We start from the raw sequence: 15,595 nt of genomic DNA, 5'->3' as shown, positions 1-15,595 counted from the left end.
GGCCGTCCCGGGCGGGGGGTGCCAGGGAGGGGTCGGGACGGACCGCCCGCGGAAGGGCGGGCGGGTCAGCCGGCCCGCAGGGCGGTGGCGGCCTGCGGCCAGGTGCGGTCGTCGCTGACGTCGGCGAGCGTGATGCCCTTCAGGATCTTGACCATCTCCGCGTCGGAGAGCCGGCCGCCGCTGGCCACCTGGATGGTGGTCTTGCCGTCGGGGCTCCACGCGTTGCGGAAGCCGTTGCCGCACTTCGGCTCGGCCGGCGGCTTCTCGCCGTTCTTCAGCGCCTGGTTCGAGTTGGCGTTGGGACTGACGAAGATCTGGAAGCTGCCGGGCGGGTCCTCGCACTCGGCGCCGCCGTACGGCGCGGTCAGCCCGGTGTGAGCCGCAGTCGCGGCCTGCAGGTGGGAGGGTCAGCGCGGTGCCCTGCTATTTCGTCTGCTGCGCCTCTGTGGCGGCTTGGACGAAGGCGCGTACCAGAGCGGTCTCCCCGTCGTTGCGCCACACCGGCGCGTAGTGCAACACCGGTCCGTCGGTGATGGGCAGGAAGGTGATGTCGCCTCGCTGCCGGGTGGATGCCACGTCCGATCCGATCGGAGACACGACGCTGCCGCCGGCGATCGCCCGGAAGGCCTCCTCGAGGGTGACGACGCCCAGCCCGCGCCGGATGGGCCGTCCGGCCGGTGTCGTGGACGGTGTGTGCGCCTGCCACACATAGTCGGGAATGGCTCCCTCGGGGTAGATAACCGGATGATCGCCGAGATCCTCCAGCTCGACCCTGCCCTGGTCGGCCAGCGGGTGGTCAGCGGCGACCGCCAGTACCAGATCCTCGCTGTGCAGGACCGGCCCGACCGCGAGGTCGGGCTCGCGGATGGGTAGCCAGAGGATCCCGATGTCGACCGAACCGGCCCGCAGTGCCCCGAGCGGGTCGGTAGGCAAGATCTCGCGCAGGCGCAGCTCGCATTGCGGGTGCCGCTGCCGGAACAGGTCGAGGGCGGCCTCAACCGACCGGTAGTGGGTGGCCATCGTGCCGACGGTCAGCGTGCCGGCCTGGCCGCGGGCCGTGGCGGCGGCCTCCTCGATGCCGGAAATGATCTCGCTGTAGCCGGCGCGGAGGCGGTCGCGCAGCCGCTCGCCGAGCGGAGTAAGCCGAACGGCACGGCTCGTACGCTCGAACAGGCCCCCGCCGATCCGGCGTTCCTGCTGTTTGATCGACTGACTGACCCGCGACTGGGACACGTGCAGGCGTTCAGCCGTGCGACCGAAGTGGAGCTCTTCGGTCAGCGTCAGGAAGATCTCGATATCACGCAGTTCCACCGGCGGCCCTATCTCCGATCATCGCGCCCTTGAGTGGGGCAGTCTACGGCCGCGACAGCGGCTCGTTGCGCGAGCGTGACCCGGACCATCGGCCGTCGCAGGGTCTGCTGTCGATCGATTACCGGTGACTAATGCGGCGGTGCGATCTTTTGCGTTGTTCGGCAGGGACGGCCGGACGATGGTGGACGCATGAGCGAACGCTTGATCGACGTCGTGGCGGAGCCGGATCACCTCGGGACCCCACGGTGGCACGCTGTGACGCCCCCCGGCTTGGTGGCCGGGGTCGCCGGCCTGCGTCCGGTCATGCCGTTCGAGTACGAATTGCCGCTGCCGACGGCCCTGCAGCCGGGCACCCTCGAGCTGAGCCTGTGCGTGGAGCCGCAATGGCGCCGACGCGGGATTGGATCGCGGCTACTGGCCGCCGTCAGTGCACACGCCGTAGGGCAGCGGCTGACCGTGGAGGTCGCCGCGGGTTCCGCCGCGGAGTCGTTCTGTGTGCGGCACGGTTTCCGGCGCACCGGATCCAGGGGCCATGACCTGCTCAGCTACTGCGATGTTCACCATGCCTGGCTGGGTGAGCTGGTCGACATCGAGCACCCCGGATACCGGCTGCGCTACTGGAGCGGCGACCTGTCCGGCACGACCAGGGTCGAGCAACTGCTCCGGCGCCCGAGCCGTCGCGGTGACGCGGTGGTGAGCGCCGCGGAAGCGGACGGCGGCTTGGTCGCCTACGCCCTGGCGACGATGGGTGCGCTGCCGCAGCGCCGCGCCCGCCAATACGGGCCTGCCGTGCTTGTCGGCCATCGCGGACGGCGGCTGGGCCTCTGGGTCAACGCCGCTCTGATCCAGCGACTACGCGAGATCCACCCACACGTCGAGGAGATCGAGACCCGAACCGCCCAAGACGACCCCGGCCAGCTCGCCCTGCGTCGGCACCTGGGCTTCCACCCCCTCGGGCGGAGCCTTCTCTACGAGCTGACCCTGCCGTAACCGCCGGCCCCGACCCGCTAGTCCAGCGGCACACGCAGCCAACGCGCGCCGCCGAGGAGAGGTTTGTCATGAAAGGTCTTGTCCGCCAGCGAAAGTGCGCCCTCCCAGCCGGAGGCAGGGACCCCCCGAATGATCGCGGCTTGCCCCTCGGTGACCGCAACCTCCATTGAATCCGACTGACGTGAACCGCGAAGGAGTTCATCACTATGTCCGTCACCCTCTCTGCCCACGACAAACTCACGCTCCGAACAGCCGCATACGGTGCCGTTACGCTGCTGTCGGCCGCCGGCGTCGCCGGCGGCTCACCCCACAAGATCGCCACCGATGGGTCCATCGCCCTGGCCTCGGCAACCGGCCTGGTCGGGCACGTGCTCGCGGAGAAGTCCACAGGAGTGGACCTGAGCGGCAGGTCGGTGGCCGAGATCGCCGACCGCGTGCTGCCCGCACTGACCGAGGCGATGCGCCTGCTCGCCGAGCAGGCTCCGTCCGAGGCCGACAACTTCCGCCGCACCGTCGTCGTCGCCCTGGACGCGGCCGTCCGGACTCGGCGGGGCGAGCCCAGCCCCACCGTCGCCGACATGACCAACAAGATCATCGCGGCGCTCGATGCCGCTGCGGCCACCTCTCAGGTGACCACATGACGACCGCAGCGATCTCGGTCTCCGGCCTGCGCAAGGCGTACAAGGACAAGGCCGTCCTCGACGGCATCGACTTCGAAGTCCTCGCAGGCACGGTGTTCTCCCTGCTCGGCCCCAACGGCGCGGGCAAGACGACGACGGTGAACGTGCTCACCACCCTGATGCAGGCCGACGGCGGCACGGTCCGTGTCGCCGGCCACGACCTTGCCACCGACGCCAAGGCGGTCCGCGCGGCCATCGGCGTCACCGGCCAGTTCGCGGCCGTCGACGAGCTGCTGACCGGCCGGGAGAACCTCCAGCTGATGGCGGACCTCAACCGCAAGGTCGCCGGCAGCGGCGAGCGGATCGTCGCGGACCTGCTGGACCGGTTCGAGCTGACCGCTTCGGCGGACAAGCCGACCTCCACCTACTCCGGGGGCATGCGCCGCAAGCTCGACCTGGCGATGACGCTGGTCGGCAACCCGCAGATCATCTTTCTCGACGAGCCGACGACGGGCCTGGACCCGCGCAGCCGCCGCACCATGTGGTCGATCGTGCGTGACCTGGTCGCCGACGGCGTGACCGTCTTCCTCACCACGCAGTACCTGGAGGAGGCCGACCAGTTGGCCGACCGCGTCGCGGTGCTCGACCGGGGCCGCCTGGTCGCCCAGGGTACGCCTGAGGAGCTCAAGCGCCTCATCCCCGGAACCCACGTGCGGCTGCGGTTCACCACCGCCGCCGAACTCGACGCCGCCGCGGGGGTCTTCCCCGAGGCGACCCGCGACGACGATGCGCTGGCCCTGCGGGTGCCCGCCGACGGCGGCACGAAGTCGCTGCGAGCCCTGCTGGACCGGCTCGACGAGCACTCCCTCAGCGCCGAGGAGTGCTCCGTGCACACCCCCGACCTCGACGATGTCTTCCTCGCCCTGACGGGCCACACCACGGAGGTGGACGCGAAATGAGCGCCCAGTCCCACTCGCTGGTCATGCTGCGCCGCAACGTCAAGCACCTCATCCGGAACCCGACGTCGGTGTTCAACGCGGTCCTGATGCCGATCATCATCATGCTGATGTTCGTGTACGTGTTCGGCGACGCCTTCAGCGTCGGGGTCGACTACATCGACTACGCGACGCCGGGCCTGATCCTGCTGGCTGTCTGCTACGGGCTGGGCGGCACCGCGACGGCGGTGAATTCCGATATGACCAAGGGCATCATCAACCGGTTCAAGGTCATGGACGTCTCCCGCGGCGCGGTGCTGACCGGCCACGTCATCACCAGCGTGCTGACCAACGTGATGGCCATCGCGGCGCTCGTCGGGGTGGCCTTCCTGCTGGGGTTCAGCCCGAAGGCGAGCCTGACCGACTGGCTCGGTGTGGGCGGCGTCGCGGTGCTGCTCGCGTCTGCGGCGGGCTGGTTCACCGTCGCGCTGGGGCTGTCGGCGAAGTCGCCGGAGACAGCGGGTATGGCCGCCGTGCCGCTGGTCATGCTGCCGTTCTTCAGCAGCGCGATCGTTCCGGCGGAGAAGATGGGCCCGGGCCTGCGGCAGTTCGCCGAGTACCAGCCCTTCACGCCGATCATCGAGACCATGCGTGGGCTGCTCGACGGCGCGCCCGACACCACCGACGCGGCCGTCGCCGTCGCCTGGTGCGTGGCGATCGCGCTCGTCGGCTACCTATGGGCGCGTTTCACCTTCACGAAGCGAGCGTGATCCCGGCCGGTGTGGGGGTTTTTGCGGCGCCGCCTCGGAGAACTAGCCCGACGAGGCGGTGCCGTGACCTATGGGCACCACCGATGGCTCAGAGAACACTGCGGGGTTGAAGATGCCCAGCGCATCGAGAGCGCGCCTGGGCTCGGCACCCCTTCAATCATCACCGCGCACAGATATAGCGCTCAGAGGCACACCGACCGCCAGGCGAACAACCACCCCACCTGAGCAACACCTGGCCCTCGCGGCCAGACGGCCGGTATGGCGGCGGACGTTCCGATCAGCCTGCGAGATGAGGGCCGTTTTGCTTACGTCGCAACTTTCGCTGCACAACATCATCCGCCGCTACGACGAGCGCGTCGTGCTGGACGCAGTGTCCTTCAGCGTCAAACCGGGCGAGAAAGCCGGCATCATCGGCGACAACGGCGCCGGCAAATCGAGCTCGATGAGCCGACCAATGACCTGGATGATCAGGCCGTGGGCTGGCTGGAGGCGCGCCTGCGGCAGCACCGCGGCACAGTGCTCGCGGTCACCCATGACCGGGAGTTTCTCAGCCGAGTCACCGATACGATCTTGGAAGTCGGTGACGGCGTGGTGACACGCCACGGCGACGGTTACGACGGGTACTTGATGGCCAAGGCCGCCGAACGCCGGCGTCGGCTGCAGGAATACGAAGCCTGGCGCGATGAGCTTGTCCGTACCCCACAAGCTCGCTGCCGCCAACGCGTTCCGTCTGGAAGCGATCCCGCGGAAGGCGCCTATGGCCAAGTTCGGGCACGGCGCCTTCCGGGCCCGCGGCCGTGATCACGGTGCGATGGGACGCATCCGCAACGCCAAGGAGTGCATCGAGCGTCTCACGGGTAACCCGGTCGCGCCGCCGCCCGACCCGCTGGTGTTCGCGGCCAGCATCACCGGCGACGACAACGACGCCCCGGAGACGGTTGCCGAGCTCACCGAGGTCCGCGTCACCGACCGGCTGTATGTGCCGTCCCTGCGGATCGGGGGCACAGGCCGGCTTCTGGTCACCGGGCCCAACGGGGCGGGCAAGTCCACCCTCATCCGTGTCCTGGCAGGAGAACTGCGCCCGGACGAGGGAACGGTGCGCACCCGAGGCCGGATCGGTCACCTGCGGCAGGAGATGACGCCGTGGCCGCCGAACCTGACGGTGTTGGAGGCGTTCGCCGACGGGCAGGCTGCTGACCCGGACGAGTTGCTGTCGCTGGGCCTGTTCCGGCCGGCTGACCTGCGGTTGCGGGTGAGGGAGCTGTCGTACGGACAACTTCGCAGGCTCGAATTGGCCCGCCTGGTCAGCAGGCCGGTCGACCTGCTGCTACTGGACGAGCCGACCAACCACCTCAGCCCGGCTCTGGTCGAGGAGTTGGAGCAGGCGCTGGTCGATTACCCGGGTGCGGTGGTCGTCGTCACCCACGACCGCCGCACGCGGGCTCGGTTCACCGGCGCTCACCTGCAGCTACGTGCCGGCCACGTCGTGCCTGGGTCGCGGCACATAGTCAGGCGGCATCCCCATGCCGGTGGGTGATCTCCTGCCGGGGAGCCCGCTCGGCGGCATCTCCCGCCCCGGGGCCCCGGAATCTGGTGCGACGCCGAGCGCGACGGCACCGGCGGGCGGTGCTGATCGTTGAAACCGGTGCCCGATCTGCGTGAAGGAGGACAGGGTGGCGGAGTATCCGAAGGCGATCACCCCGGTCGACCACATCGAGCCGGTGCCCCGCCGGGTCCGCGCCTTCCTCGCCGGCGAGCAGGTGTTGGACACCAGCCGGGCGTGGTACGTGTGGGAATGGCCGTTCTACCCCCAGTACTACATCCCGATCGCCGACGTGAATCACGGCCTGCTGGTTGACGAGCAGCGCACGGAGGAGTCGCGGCGCGGCCCCGGGCGGCTGCACGGGCTGCGAGTGAGCGAGACGACCCGTTCCTCGTGCGCTTGATGGTACGGCGACGACGCGTTGCCAGGGCTGGCCGACACGATCCGGTTCGACTGGGCCGCCCTGGACAACTGGTTCGAGGAGGACGAGGAGGTCTACGTGCACCCCCGGAACCCGTATGCGCGGGTGGACGCGCTGCGGTCGACCCGCAGCGTACGGGTGGAGCTGGAGGGTGTCGTCCTGGCCGAGTCGACGTCGCCGGTGCTGGCCTTCGAGACCGGTCTTCCGACCCGCTACTACCTCAACCGCACCGACGTGAACTTCGGCCACCTTGTGCCGTCCGAGACGACGACCGCCTGTCCGTACAAGGGCCGGACCAGCAACTACTGGTCCGTCCGCGTCGACGGCGCCGTGCATCCGGACCTGGCCTGGTCGTACGCCTTCCCCACCGCGGCGCTGCTGCCGATCGCCGGCCTGATCACCTTCTACAACGAGAAGGTCGATCTGATCGTCGACGGCGAGCGGCTCAGCCGACCGAGGACGCACTTCTCCTGACCTGGCCGTGCCGTCGCGGTGGGGCGGCTCAGATCAGCGACGGCGCAGGGCAGGTGCCCTGGAGTCGGTGGCTCGGCTCTGATCCTTGGGCTTCCATTGACCCCTTCATGGGGCGTGGGGCCGGTCAGCTTGGGGTGTCGGCGAGCTGGGTGATGAGGAAGTCGAGCCGCTCCTCCTGAGTGTCCGGGGGGATACGGCCGCTGCCCGACAGGGTGGCTATGCCGTGCAACGCGCTCCAGATGACTTCGGCGACCAGTTCGCGTCGCGCGTTGTCCGGGCGGAAGCAGCTGACGAATTCGTCGAAGCCCGCGCGCAGTGGGGGTGGTGTCTCGGCGTGCGCGAACTTCACGTCGGTCGGCATGACGAACATGGCCTGGTAGAGGGCGGGCCGCTCGGTAGCGAACTCCAGGTAGGCGCGGCAGACGGCGTGCAGGGCCTGCCGTGGCTCGGGGTTGGCCAGCCGGGCACGGCGCAGGTGGGCGGCGAGTTCGACGAACCCGTCGATCGCGACGGCGCGGACGATGGCGTCCTTGCCGCTGAAGTGGCTGTACAGCACGGGCTGGCTGTACTCGACGTGTTCAGCGAGCCTTCGCGTCGTCACCGCCTCCCAGCCTTCGGCCTCGGCGAGTTCGCGGGCTGCTGTGATGATCAGCTGGTGGCGTTGGGCGCGTTCACGTTCGCGGCGCTCTCTGATGACGGACACGACCCATCCTAGCAGCGCTAGACATCCTGCCGAAGGTAACTCTATCATCGGCACGACTGCTAGCGCCGCTAGGAATCTAGTGGGCCGCCGCTACCGAGAGGAACCAACCATGCTCACCACCGTCGCCACCGTGCTCGCCGGACTGATCGGCGTGGGCATCATCTTCGTCGGCGCCCGTGCCTTCTGGGCGCCGCAGGCCGCGGTCGGTTTCGGCATCCCCGGCACACCGACCGGGGACCGCAGCTTCCACGCATGGCTGGCCGTCAAGGCCGTGCGCGACATAGCCTCCGGGCTCTTCATCTTCATCCTGGTGGCCAACGCGTCACCCCACCTGCTGGGCTGGTTCATGCTGGCCGCCACCGGCATACCCGTGGGCGACGCGTTGATCGTGCTGCGCAGCAACGGGCCCAAGGCGGCCGTCTACGGCATCCACGGCGCCACCGCGGTGGTGATGCTGGCGATCAGCGTGCTCCTCCTCGTCGCGTAACCGCTCGTCACGCGTCTCGGCGGGGTCTTGCGTCCACTGACGGATGGGTGAATCGGATGCGAAATCCCGCTTCGGCTCGGCGCGGGCGTCGTGCCGGCGGACGTAGGCGGCGATGAGCGCGTTCTGCTCGTCGTGGCTGTGATGATCGGTGCCGTTGAGCGCGAAGTACCGCACCCACGACCACCTTGAAGATCAGACCCTGGAGGCAGTCTGCTGGTCGCGCGCAGCGTGTCGACTACCCGGCACGACTGCGTGACGAGCCTCCAGAAGAGCCGGTCAGCGGATATCGACCCGCGCCCGGGGCCAGGAGTTGTTGCCGTACCCCATGGGATTCCACATGCTGGCGGGGGACTCGGGCTGCGACTCGCCCGCGTCGTCCCACGCCCGGGCGGTGATCTCTGTGTGGCCGGCTGCGAGGTCCAGGGTGGCGTGCCAGTGCTGCCACGCCCACGGGCCGGCCGCGTCGTCGACGGAGGCCTGGATCCAGGTCCGCCCTCCGTCGGGTGAGACATCGACGCGGACGACGGTCCGGCCGTCACCGGCGAAGGCGTAGCCGGTGACGTTGGTGGGGCCGGCGGCCAGGCTGGCGCCATCGTCGGGGGCGAGGATCGCGGAGGTCACGGCGACCGGGCCGAGTGCGAAGCCCTGCCCAGGCCGGGTGGGGTCGGCGTCGGGGGGCAGAAGTCGGTAGTCCACCGCCTGGAAGTAGTTGTCCGACGGCTGTGCCAGGGCGGTGATGCTCTGCACCCACTTGACGCTGCGGGCGCCGATGTAGCCGGGCACTACGACGCGCAGCGGCCCGCCGTGCGCGGCGGGCAGCGGTTGCCCGTTCATCGACCAGGCCAGCAGCACCTCGTCGGAGAGGGCTTTGCGTAGCGGGATGGAGCCGCCGAACGGTTGCGGCGGATCCGCGGCCTGGGCGACGTCCGGGGCGGTGAAGGCGATGTGCGCCGCATCGGAGGCGGGTCCGGCCGCGGCGAGCACGTCGGCGAGACGCACGCCGGTCCAGTCGGCCGTCGAGATGGCGGCGGACCCCCATGGGGTCTGGCCCGGGATGTCCCGTACGGCCATCAGCGCGGCTCGCCGGTTGCCCGCGCACGCGAGCGTGGCCACCTCGGTGCGGGGCGGGAACCGCTCCTGCAGATCCGCCAGGGACAGGTCCAGCTCCCGGTCGACGAGGCCATCGACGCGCAGCTGCCAGGTCGACGGGTCGATCTGCGGTATCGATCCATGGTTGCGGCTGTAGAAGGCGTCGGCCGGGGTCAGCAACCCGGCAAGCGCGGCCGGCGGTGGCTCGGCGTTGAACGGCTCCGTCTGGTGGACGACCATGTCGTCCCGCTTGCCCCACATGCGCGTCCCTTCATCGCCCAGGCCGACCGCGTTGACCACGCTGCGACCCCGCGCAAACGGCGGGTGGGCCCGAGCTGTGACCGCGACCAGGCCGTCGGCCCGCTTACTCCTGGTGCTCATCGTGGCGTGCGAGGTCGCGCTCCGGCGCCCGTTCGGCCAGCCCGGCGTGGTGGGCCGCGGGCATTGGCGAGGTAACAGCGCCAGCACCGAGCCCGGGAACTCCGCTCCTCATCTCCTGATCAACACGCCCGTGACAGCCAGCACGCCGCCAGCAAGCGGCGTTGGGACCGGCCCGGGCTCGTCGGTCACGTTACGTCGGTGCTACCGATGCCGGCCGCGGATGATCCAACTACCGTTCCAGCGGTCAACACCATCTCTGGAAAGCAGCGTCTGACGTGCGAAAACTGACGTACTACATCGCCACCAGCCTGGATGGGTTCATCGCTGGGCCGGACGGCGAGTTCGACTTCTTCGCGTTCGAGGGGGATCTGGCCGCGGCCATCCTGGCCGACTACCCGGAGACCATGCCGGTCCACGCGCGGGAGCCACTCGGGATTGCCGAAGCGGCCAACGCGAGGTTCGACACCGTCCTGATGGGCCGCGCCACCTACGAACCGGCCCTGGCCCTCGGCATCACCAGCCCGTACGCCCATCTCCGGCAGTACGTGTTCTCCCGGACGCTGAAACAGCGCGATCCGGCGGTGGAGATCGTCGACGGCGATCCGGTGGAGTTCGTCCGCGAGCTCAAGCGCCAGGACGGGATGGGCATCTGGCTCTGCGGTGGCGCGACGCTCGCCGGGCAGCTGGTCGACGAGATCGACGAACTGGTCCTCAAGCGCTACCCGGTGGTCCTCGGCTCCGGCATCCCCCTGTTCCACGCGCCCTTCACCGTGACGAACTTCGCCCTGACCGACAGCCGGGTGTTCAACACCGGCGCCACGATCTCCACCTATGTCCAGCGCTGAAGGAGTGCCGATGCTGTTCCGAGCCATCACCGGGGCCGATCTCAACCAGGTCACCGGCTTCCCCGTCGACGACCCAGTCGGCTCGATCGACGCCGACCGCTACCTGAACGAGCTGGGCCAGGGGATGTACCGCCCCGAGTGGACCTGGATCGCCGAGCACGACCAGCGGGTGGTGGGCCGCGCCCTGTGGTGGGGGCAGGCGTCCAGCGCGCACCCCATCGCCCTGGACTGCCTGCACCTGGCGGCGTCGGTCACCGACCGTGCGGCCGTCGCGGCCGCCTTGCTGACCGCGGGGCTGCGGGCCTTCGCCGCCCAAGGCGCGCCGAAGCCGCCGCTGTACAACCTGACGCTGCCCAACGGTTGGCGCGACGAGCCGTCTGTCTCGGCGGCCGTGGCCTGGCGGCGGAGCGCCGCGCTGGCGGCCGGGCTCACCGCGGAGGTGGAGCGGCTGCAGCTGGAGTGGACACCGGCAGTCGGTATGCCCGATTCCCGGGGCAGGCTCGTCTTCACCGAGGCATCCGACGAGGAGTTCCTTCACGTGTTCCAGCGGATCGCGGAGGGCAGCCTGGACGGCCAAACCCGCCGGAACCTGGCGGTCAAGGGCCCGGAGACCACCGCCCGGGAGGAAATGGACTTCTACCTGAGCTGCCCGGGCGATCGGGCATGGTGGCGGCTGGCCCACACCAGCGATGGGACGCTCGCCGGGCTGGCGATCCCGTCCGCGACGCCGTACAACCGCAACGTCGGCTATCTGGGCGTCGTCCCCGAGCTGCGGGGGCGTGGCTACATCGACGACGTGCTCGCCGAGATCACCCGATTCCACGCCGAGCAGGGTGCCGAGCTGGTCACGGCCACCACCGACACCACGAACGTGCCGATGGCCGCAGCGTTCGCCCGGGCGGGGTACCGCACCGCGCAGATCCGGCTGCGCTACTCGGCACCGGAGTCATGAGGCGAGCAGCGTGGCCAGCTCGGTGCGGGAGGTGACTCCCAGCTTGGGAAACGCCCGGTAGAGGTGGTGCCCCACGGTCCGTGGGCTCAGGAACAGCCGCGCGGCGATCTCCCGGTTCGTCGCGCCGTCGGCGGCCAGCCGGACGACCTCGCGTTCCTGCGGGCTGAGTCGGCTGATCGGTCCGCTGACGGACGGTTCCGCCACCTCGCCGCTGGCCCGCAGCTCGGCCGCGGCCCGGCGGGCCCACGGCTCGGCGCCGAGCGCCGCGAAGGCGTCGAGTGCCGTACGCAGGTGGCCGCGCGCTTCGAGTTTCCGTCGCGCGCGGCGCAGCCACTCCCCGTACAGCAGCTCAGTGCGGGCCAGGTCGAAGCCGCTGCCCCCGCGATGCCACCGCACGGCCGCCGCGAAATGCTCCTCCGCCTGGCCGTCGGCCATGGTCAGGGCCCGGCTACGACGGGCCAGCGCGGCGAGTGCCGGGCGACCGATCGCGGTCGCCCACTCGTCGAGCAGACGCACCGGTTCCGCGGCGCGCTCGGGCCTACCGGCACGCACGGCCGCTTCGACGAGATCGGGCAGCAGGACCACGGCGAGCCGACGATGACCCGAAGCTTCCCGGGCCGCCTCGAACCGCTCCAGCGCCGCGTCCGCGCGCCCGAGGCCGAGGTCGAGCAGACCCCACGCCCACAGCGCGTCCGCCGTACCATGGCCGATGCCGCGCGGCCGCGTGTACTCCATGGCGTCGCACGCCAGGTGCCGAACCTGCTCCTCCGCGCCCCGCACGGCGGCCACCGTCGCCAGCACGGCACGCAGGTACGCGGCCCGGTGTGCCAGGTCGTAGCCCTCGGCCAGCCGAAGTCCCTCGGCGGCGTGCGCGTACGCCGCATCGTGGCGGCCGAGCGTCAGCTCCACCCGGGCGAGCAGGTGCAGCGCGGTGGGCAGCCATCCACCCATGCCGCTGTCCCGGCAGCGCTCGACCGCCTCGACGGCGATCTCGTGCGCGGCCACGTCGTCAGCGACCAGGTGGCAGTAGATCCCGGTCATCAGCCGGTCCATGAACCCGGTGCTGGGTCGAGCACGCTGCGCCACCAGTGTCCGCAGCGCGCGCAGGGCCCCGGGCACGTCGTCGGCGAGCAGGCGGGTGGGCACGGCCAGCACCGCCTCGGCCGGGGACCGCGCCCCGATCGCCGCGATCAGCTCGGCATCGCCCGCGGAGAACGCGGCATGCAGGGCGTCCACCAGCAGCGCCGGGAGTTTGTCCGGCCGGACGGCGCCGATCGTGTCGGCGCAGTCGAGGAGCATCCGGCCCGCGGCATCCGGTCTGCCGTACCCCAGCTCCACCACCGCCCGCACCCGGGCGAGGTCCGCGGCCATGCCGGGGTCGTGCGAAGGCACCTCGACCCTGGCCACGAGCCGGCCGCCCCGATCGTCCTGCCCCGCGTCGGCGGCCGCCTGTGCCGCGGCGATGAATCGACGGGCCCGGGTCTCCGGCTCGGCCGTAAGCTGGGCCGCCCGCTCGTACGCCGCAGAAGCCGACGCCAACGCCTGCCTACCGCCGGCCCAGACCGCGACCCGCTCCAACTCGTCGGCGACCCGCTCGTCCGGCCCGGTCGCCGCGGCGGCCAGCTGCCAGGCCCGCCGATGCGCGTGCTCGGGCGCGACCAGCACCTGCGCTAGGGCCCGGTGCGCGGCGACCCGACCGGCGAACGGGCTGGCCTGATAGGCCGCGTACCTGATCAGCGGGTGCCGGAAGCGCAGCGTGTCGCCGGTCAGCACGACGAGGCCGGCGCGCTCCGCGGGCACCAGGTCCCCGACCGTCGCGTCCGCGGCTCGCAGCACCAGTGCCAGCGTTCCGGTGTCGTCCGCAGCGGCCACGAGCAGCGTCGCCCGGGTGGCTTCAGGGAGCCGGTGGATCTGGTCCAGGAAGGCGCCCTGGACCCTGTTCGACGGTGGGGACAGCGCCAACGGGCTCAGCTGACCGGCGCGCTGCGCCGGGGTCAGAGCGGCGGAGAGTTCCCGGAGCGCGAGCGGGTTGCCCTGCGCCTCTTTCATGATCCTCTCCTGAACGTACGGCGGCAGGTCCGGAACCAGCGCGGAGGCCGACTCCTGGTCGAGCCCTGCGAGGTGCAGTACCGAAAGCCCCTTGAACCCGGCCAGGCCGTCAGCGTCCCGGGCGGCGAACATCATCACCACACCCTCGACCTGCAGCCGGCGGGCGGCGAACGTCAGCGCGTCCACCGAGGCCCGGTCGAGCCACTGCACGTCGTCCACCAGGCAGAGCAGCGTCCCCTCGCCGGCAGCCTCGGACAGCATGCTGAGCACGGCCAGGCCGATGATGAACCGGTCGCGCACCGTGTCGTCAGTGAGTCCGAAGACGGCACGCAGGGTCGCGGCCTGGGGCCCGGGCAACCGGTCGACGAGGTCCATGACCGGCAGGAACAACTGGTGCAGGCCGGCGAAGGCGAGTTCGGTCTCCGACTCCAGTCCCTCGATCCGCAGCACCCGCATCCCGGACGCGCGCGCGGCGGCGTGGTCGAGCAGCGCGGTCTTGCCGATTCCCGCATCGCCGTGGATCAGCAGGACGCTGCTCGCGCCCGCACGGGCGTCGCCCAGCATCCGGTCGATGCGTTCGCACTCCGCTGCCCGGCCCTGCACCACGTCCCCCGTCGTCGCCGGTCCCGGGGATGCCGTCCGGAGACAAAGCGACGCCGCGCAGCCGCAGGTCAGTTGCCCCAAGGACTCGAACCACGAACCTAGCTCAGCGTCGGCGAAGGCCGGGACGGGGCCCTGGGCCGACTCGGCCGGGGGCACCGTCGGCTCGCCCCCGGCCAGCCGCTCGGCCGCGTAGAGCCGCACCAGCCCGGTCAGCCGGTACCGGGACCAGCGTTGGGGCTAGCGGGTGGCGCAGGGGTCGATGCCGGGGGTGCCGGGGCGGGCGATGTGACGCTGGCGGAGGATCCGCTCCAGCAGGGTCGGGAACGACGACATCAGCCCGTCCGCGCAGGCGTCGATGAGCCGGTTGTAGGTCGGCTCGTCCTCCGGGGCGGTGCCGCTGAACCAGACGTGGACGGCGTACCCGTCGGCGTGCGCGCGGGCGATGAACTCCGGGGTGGCGACCGGCAGGCCCTGGAACGTCACCGGCACCTGGAGGGCGACCGTGCCGTCGATCGGGCGTACGCCGGCGAGGAAGTAGTTGGTCAGCCCCGTCATGCCCGGCGCCAGCGCGACCTCCGGCGCGAGCCGGTGGAACTCGGCGACGGCGAGGTCGTTGAACGAGGTCACGATGATGTTCCGGGTCCGGTGGGTCTGCTTCAGCTCGGTGGCGAGCAGCCGCGCGTTGTGCAGGAACGACTCGGTGTCCGCGTCGGTGGTGCCCTTGATCTCGATGGTGATCGGCACGTTGCGGAACCTGGTGAGCACCTGGCGCAGCGACGGGATCGCGAAGTCGCTGGCCTGGTAGCCCCGAGGCGCCTTCCGGTCGTAGGTCCGGATTCCGCGCAGCGGGTACGACGCCGGGGGCAGCCCGGGCACCGCGTTCTGGCCCGGCACGAAGTGGTAGGCCGCGTCCAGCTTGCGTACCTCGCGGTACGTCTTGTCCCGGATCAGGCCGGTGCCGTTGGTGGTGCGGTCGACGGACGCGTCGTGGATCGCCACGAGCACGTCGTCGGCGGTGGAGTGCACGTCCAGCTCCAGCATGTCGGCGCCGCGGTCGACCGCGCGCCGGTACGCGTACATGGTGTTCGACGGCGCCTCGCTCTCGCCGCCCTGGTGCGCGATGTGCAGGACCCGCGCCTTCAGCCAGGGGTTCTGGGAGTGACCGGGTCGCGGTTTGCCGCCGGCCTGGGCCGGGCTGGCGGGGGCGACGGCGAGGGCCAGCACGGCCAGCGCGGCCGTCGTGGCGGCGGCGATGCGCCTGAATCTTCCGGAGGTCATGCGTCGCACCCTCGTGAGGCCGGGGAAACTCCCGGGTCCGGGACTGGTGATGCGCAGACTAAATGCCGGTTAACGCCCCCGTAAAGAAGGACATCGACGAATGCGGCCAGCTCTGCGAACGTCCACAGAGCTGGCCGCACCGGT

General features: G+C 70.7%; 18 protein-coding genes. 11 read left to right on the top strand and 7 right to left on the bottom strand.

Going from position 1 to position 15,595, the window contains the following annotated elements; genetic code table 11:
- Window positions 1-65: 65 nt before the first annotated feature.
- The gene (locus tag O7603_RS15985; RefSeq protein WP_281576504.1) at window positions 66-188 is read right to left on the bottom strand and encodes a hypothetical protein; all 123 of its coding nucleotides are present in this window, start codon (window positions 186-188) and stop codon (window positions 66-68) included.
- Between the two features lie 34 nt (window positions 189-222).
- Between O7603_RS15985 and O7603_RS15980 the strand changes: the two genes are divergently transcribed.
- Entirely contained in the window at window positions 223-378 is a 156-nt protein-coding gene (locus O7603_RS15980; protein ID WP_281576503.1) for a hypothetical protein, read from the top strand.
- 45 nt (window positions 379-423) lie between these two features.
- Here the strand turns inward: O7603_RS15980 and O7603_RS15975 are convergent, their stop codons facing one another.
- Complete coding sequence (locus O7603_RS15975) at window positions 424-1,311, bottom strand: LysR family transcriptional regulator (RefSeq protein WP_281576502.1); 888 nt, start codon at window positions 1,309-1,311, stop codon at window positions 424-426.
- Between the two features lie 189 nt (window positions 1,312-1,500).
- Here O7603_RS15975 and O7603_RS15970 point away from each other — a divergent pair, with 189 nt between their 5' ends.
- From O7603_RS15970 to O7603_RS15955, 4 genes are all read left to right on the top strand, one after another.
- A complete protein-coding gene (locus O7603_RS15970) occupies window positions 1,501-2,301 on the top strand; it encodes a GNAT family N-acetyltransferase (protein WP_281576501.1) in 801 nt (266 codons plus the stop codon).
- A 206-nt stretch (window positions 2,302-2,507) separates the two neighbouring features.
- Entirely contained in the window at window positions 2,508-2,942 is a 435-nt protein-coding gene (locus O7603_RS15965; protein WP_281576500.1) for a hypothetical protein, read from the top strand.
- Window positions 2,939-3,880, top strand: coding sequence for an ATP-binding cassette domain-containing protein (locus O7603_RS15960; protein WP_281576499.1), 942 nt, complete (start codon window positions 2,939-2,941; stop codon window positions 3,878-3,880). Before O7603_RS15965 ends, O7603_RS15960 begins: the two co-directional genes overlap by 4 nt.
- Entirely contained in the window at window positions 3,877-4,626 is a 750-nt protein-coding gene (locus tag O7603_RS15955) for an ABC transporter permease (protein WP_281576498.1), read from the top strand. The genes O7603_RS15960 and O7603_RS15955 overlap by 4 nt, the downstream gene beginning before the upstream one ends.
- A gap of 342 nt (window positions 4,627-4,968) precedes the next feature.
- Here the strand turns inward: O7603_RS15955 and O7603_RS15950 are convergent, their stop codons facing one another.
- Window positions 4,969-5,160, bottom strand: a complete 192-nt coding sequence (locus O7603_RS15950) for a hypothetical protein (RefSeq protein ID WP_281576497.1) — start codon at window positions 5,158-5,160, stop codon at window positions 4,969-4,971.
- 148 nt (window positions 5,161-5,308) lie between these two features.
- Here O7603_RS15950 and O7603_RS15945 point away from each other — a divergent pair, with 148 nt between their 5' ends.
- The 3 genes from O7603_RS15945 to O7603_RS15935 all read left to right on the top strand — a co-directional run bounded on the left by O7603_RS15945 (window position 5,309) and on the right by O7603_RS15935 (window position 7,064).
- Complete coding sequence (locus tag O7603_RS15945; RefSeq protein WP_281576496.1) at window positions 5,309-6,163, top strand: ATP-binding cassette domain-containing protein; 855 nt, start codon at window positions 5,309-5,311, stop codon at window positions 6,161-6,163.
- Window positions 6,164-6,299: 136 nt separating this feature from the next.
- Entirely contained in the window at window positions 6,300-6,572 is a 273-nt protein-coding gene (locus O7603_RS15940; RefSeq protein ID WP_281576495.1) for a DUF427 domain-containing protein, read from the top strand.
- A gap of 18 nt (window positions 6,573-6,590) precedes the next feature.
- On the top strand, window positions 6,591-7,064 hold the full coding sequence (locus tag O7603_RS15935) for a DUF427 domain-containing protein (protein ID WP_281576494.1): 474 nt from the start codon (window positions 6,591-6,593) through the stop codon (window positions 7,062-7,064).
- 124 nt (window positions 7,065-7,188) lie between these two features.
- On the opposite strand, the gene O7603_RS15930 is transcribed toward O7603_RS15935, so the two are convergent.
- Window positions 7,189-7,767, bottom strand: a complete 579-nt coding sequence (locus O7603_RS15930) for a TetR/AcrR family transcriptional regulator (protein WP_281576493.1) — start codon at window positions 7,765-7,767, stop codon at window positions 7,189-7,191.
- A gap of 109 nt (window positions 7,768-7,876) precedes the next feature.
- On the opposite strand from O7603_RS15930, the gene O7603_RS15925 reads away from it, so the two are divergent.
- A complete protein-coding gene (locus tag O7603_RS15925; protein ID WP_281576492.1) occupies window positions 7,877-8,254 on the top strand; it encodes a DUF4267 domain-containing protein in 378 nt (125 codons plus the stop codon).
- A 276-nt stretch (window positions 8,255-8,530) separates the two neighbouring features.
- Here O7603_RS15925 and O7603_RS15920 read toward each other — a convergent pair whose 3' ends face one another.
- Window positions 8,531-9,724 (bottom strand): sulfite oxidase, encoded by a 1,194-nt coding sequence (locus tag O7603_RS15920; protein WP_281576491.1) that lies wholly within the window; start codon window positions 9,722-9,724, stop codon window positions 8,531-8,533.
- A gap of 275 nt (window positions 9,725-9,999) precedes the next feature.
- On the opposite strand from O7603_RS15920, the gene O7603_RS15915 reads away from it, so the two are divergent.
- Window positions 10,000-10,569 (top strand): dihydrofolate reductase family protein, encoded by a 570-nt coding sequence (locus O7603_RS15915; protein WP_281576490.1) that lies wholly within the window; start codon window positions 10,000-10,002, stop codon window positions 10,567-10,569.
- 10 nt (window positions 10,570-10,579) lie between these two features.
- Entirely contained in the window at window positions 10,580-11,521 is a 942-nt protein-coding gene (locus O7603_RS15910) for a GNAT family N-acetyltransferase (RefSeq protein ID WP_281576489.1), read from the top strand.
- Here O7603_RS15910 and O7603_RS15905 read toward each other — a convergent pair.
- Both O7603_RS15905 and O7603_RS15900 read right to left on the bottom strand, forming a co-directional pair.
- Window positions 11,516-14,173: a LuxR family transcriptional regulator gene (locus O7603_RS15905; RefSeq protein WP_281576488.1), complete on the bottom strand. Its 2,658-nt coding sequence runs from the start codon at window positions 14,171-14,173 to the stop codon at window positions 11,516-11,518. The genes O7603_RS15910 and O7603_RS15905 overlap by 6 nt on opposite strands.
- 237 nt (window positions 14,174-14,410) lie before the next feature.
- Window positions 14,411-15,451 carry a glycerophosphodiester phosphodiesterase gene (locus tag O7603_RS15900; RefSeq protein ID WP_281576487.1) on the bottom strand — a complete coding sequence of 347 codons (1,041 nt, stop codon included), beginning with the start codon at window positions 15,449-15,451 and terminating at the stop codon, window positions 14,411-14,413.
- Window positions 15,452-15,595 lie beyond the last annotated feature (144 nt).

The organism is Micromonospora sp. WMMD812 (genome assembly GCF_027497215.1).
Lineage (GTDB): Bacteria > Actinomycetota > Actinomycetes > Mycobacteriales > Micromonosporaceae > Micromonospora.
This window is presented reverse-complemented; position numbering and strand designations above follow the sequence as displayed.

Excerpts from the sequence above, each read along its gene's own strand:
- O7603_RS15970 (WP_281576501.1), top strand. The coding sequence starts at position 1,501 with ATGAGCGAACGCTTGATCGACGTCGTGGCGGAGCCGGATCACCTCGGG.
- O7603_RS15965 (WP_281576500.1), top strand. The coding sequence starts at position 2,508 with ATGTCCGTCACCCTCTCTGCCCACGACAAACTCACGCTCCGAACAGCC.
- O7603_RS15960 (WP_281576499.1), top strand. The coding sequence starts at position 2,939 with ATGACGACCGCAGCGATCTCGGTCTCCGGCCTGCGCAAGGCGTACAAG.
- O7603_RS15955 (WP_281576498.1), top strand. The coding sequence starts at position 3,877 with ATGAGCGCCCAGTCCCACTCGCTGGTCATGCTGCGCCGCAACGTCAAG.
- O7603_RS15950 (WP_281576497.1), bottom strand. The coding sequence starts at position 5,160 with ATGGGTGACCGCGAGCACTGTGCCGCGGTGCTGCCGCAGGCGCGCCTC.
- O7603_RS15945 (WP_281576496.1), top strand. The coding sequence starts at position 5,309 with ATGAGCTTGTCCGTACCCCACAAGCTCGCTGCCGCCAACGCGTTCCGT.
- O7603_RS15925 (WP_281576492.1), top strand. The coding sequence starts at position 7,877 with ATGCTCACCACCGTCGCCACCGTGCTCGCCGGACTGATCGGCGTGGGC.
- O7603_RS15920 (WP_281576491.1), bottom strand. The coding sequence starts at position 9,724 with ATGAGCACCAGGAGTAAGCGGGCCGACGGCCTGGTCGCGGTCACAGCT.
- O7603_RS15910 (WP_281576489.1), top strand. The coding sequence starts at position 10,580 with ATGCTGTTCCGAGCCATCACCGGGGCCGATCTCAACCAGGTCACCGGC.
- O7603_RS15900 (WP_281576487.1), bottom strand. The coding sequence starts at position 15,451 with ATGACCTCCGGAAGATTCAGGCGCATCGCCGCCGCCACGACGGCCGCG.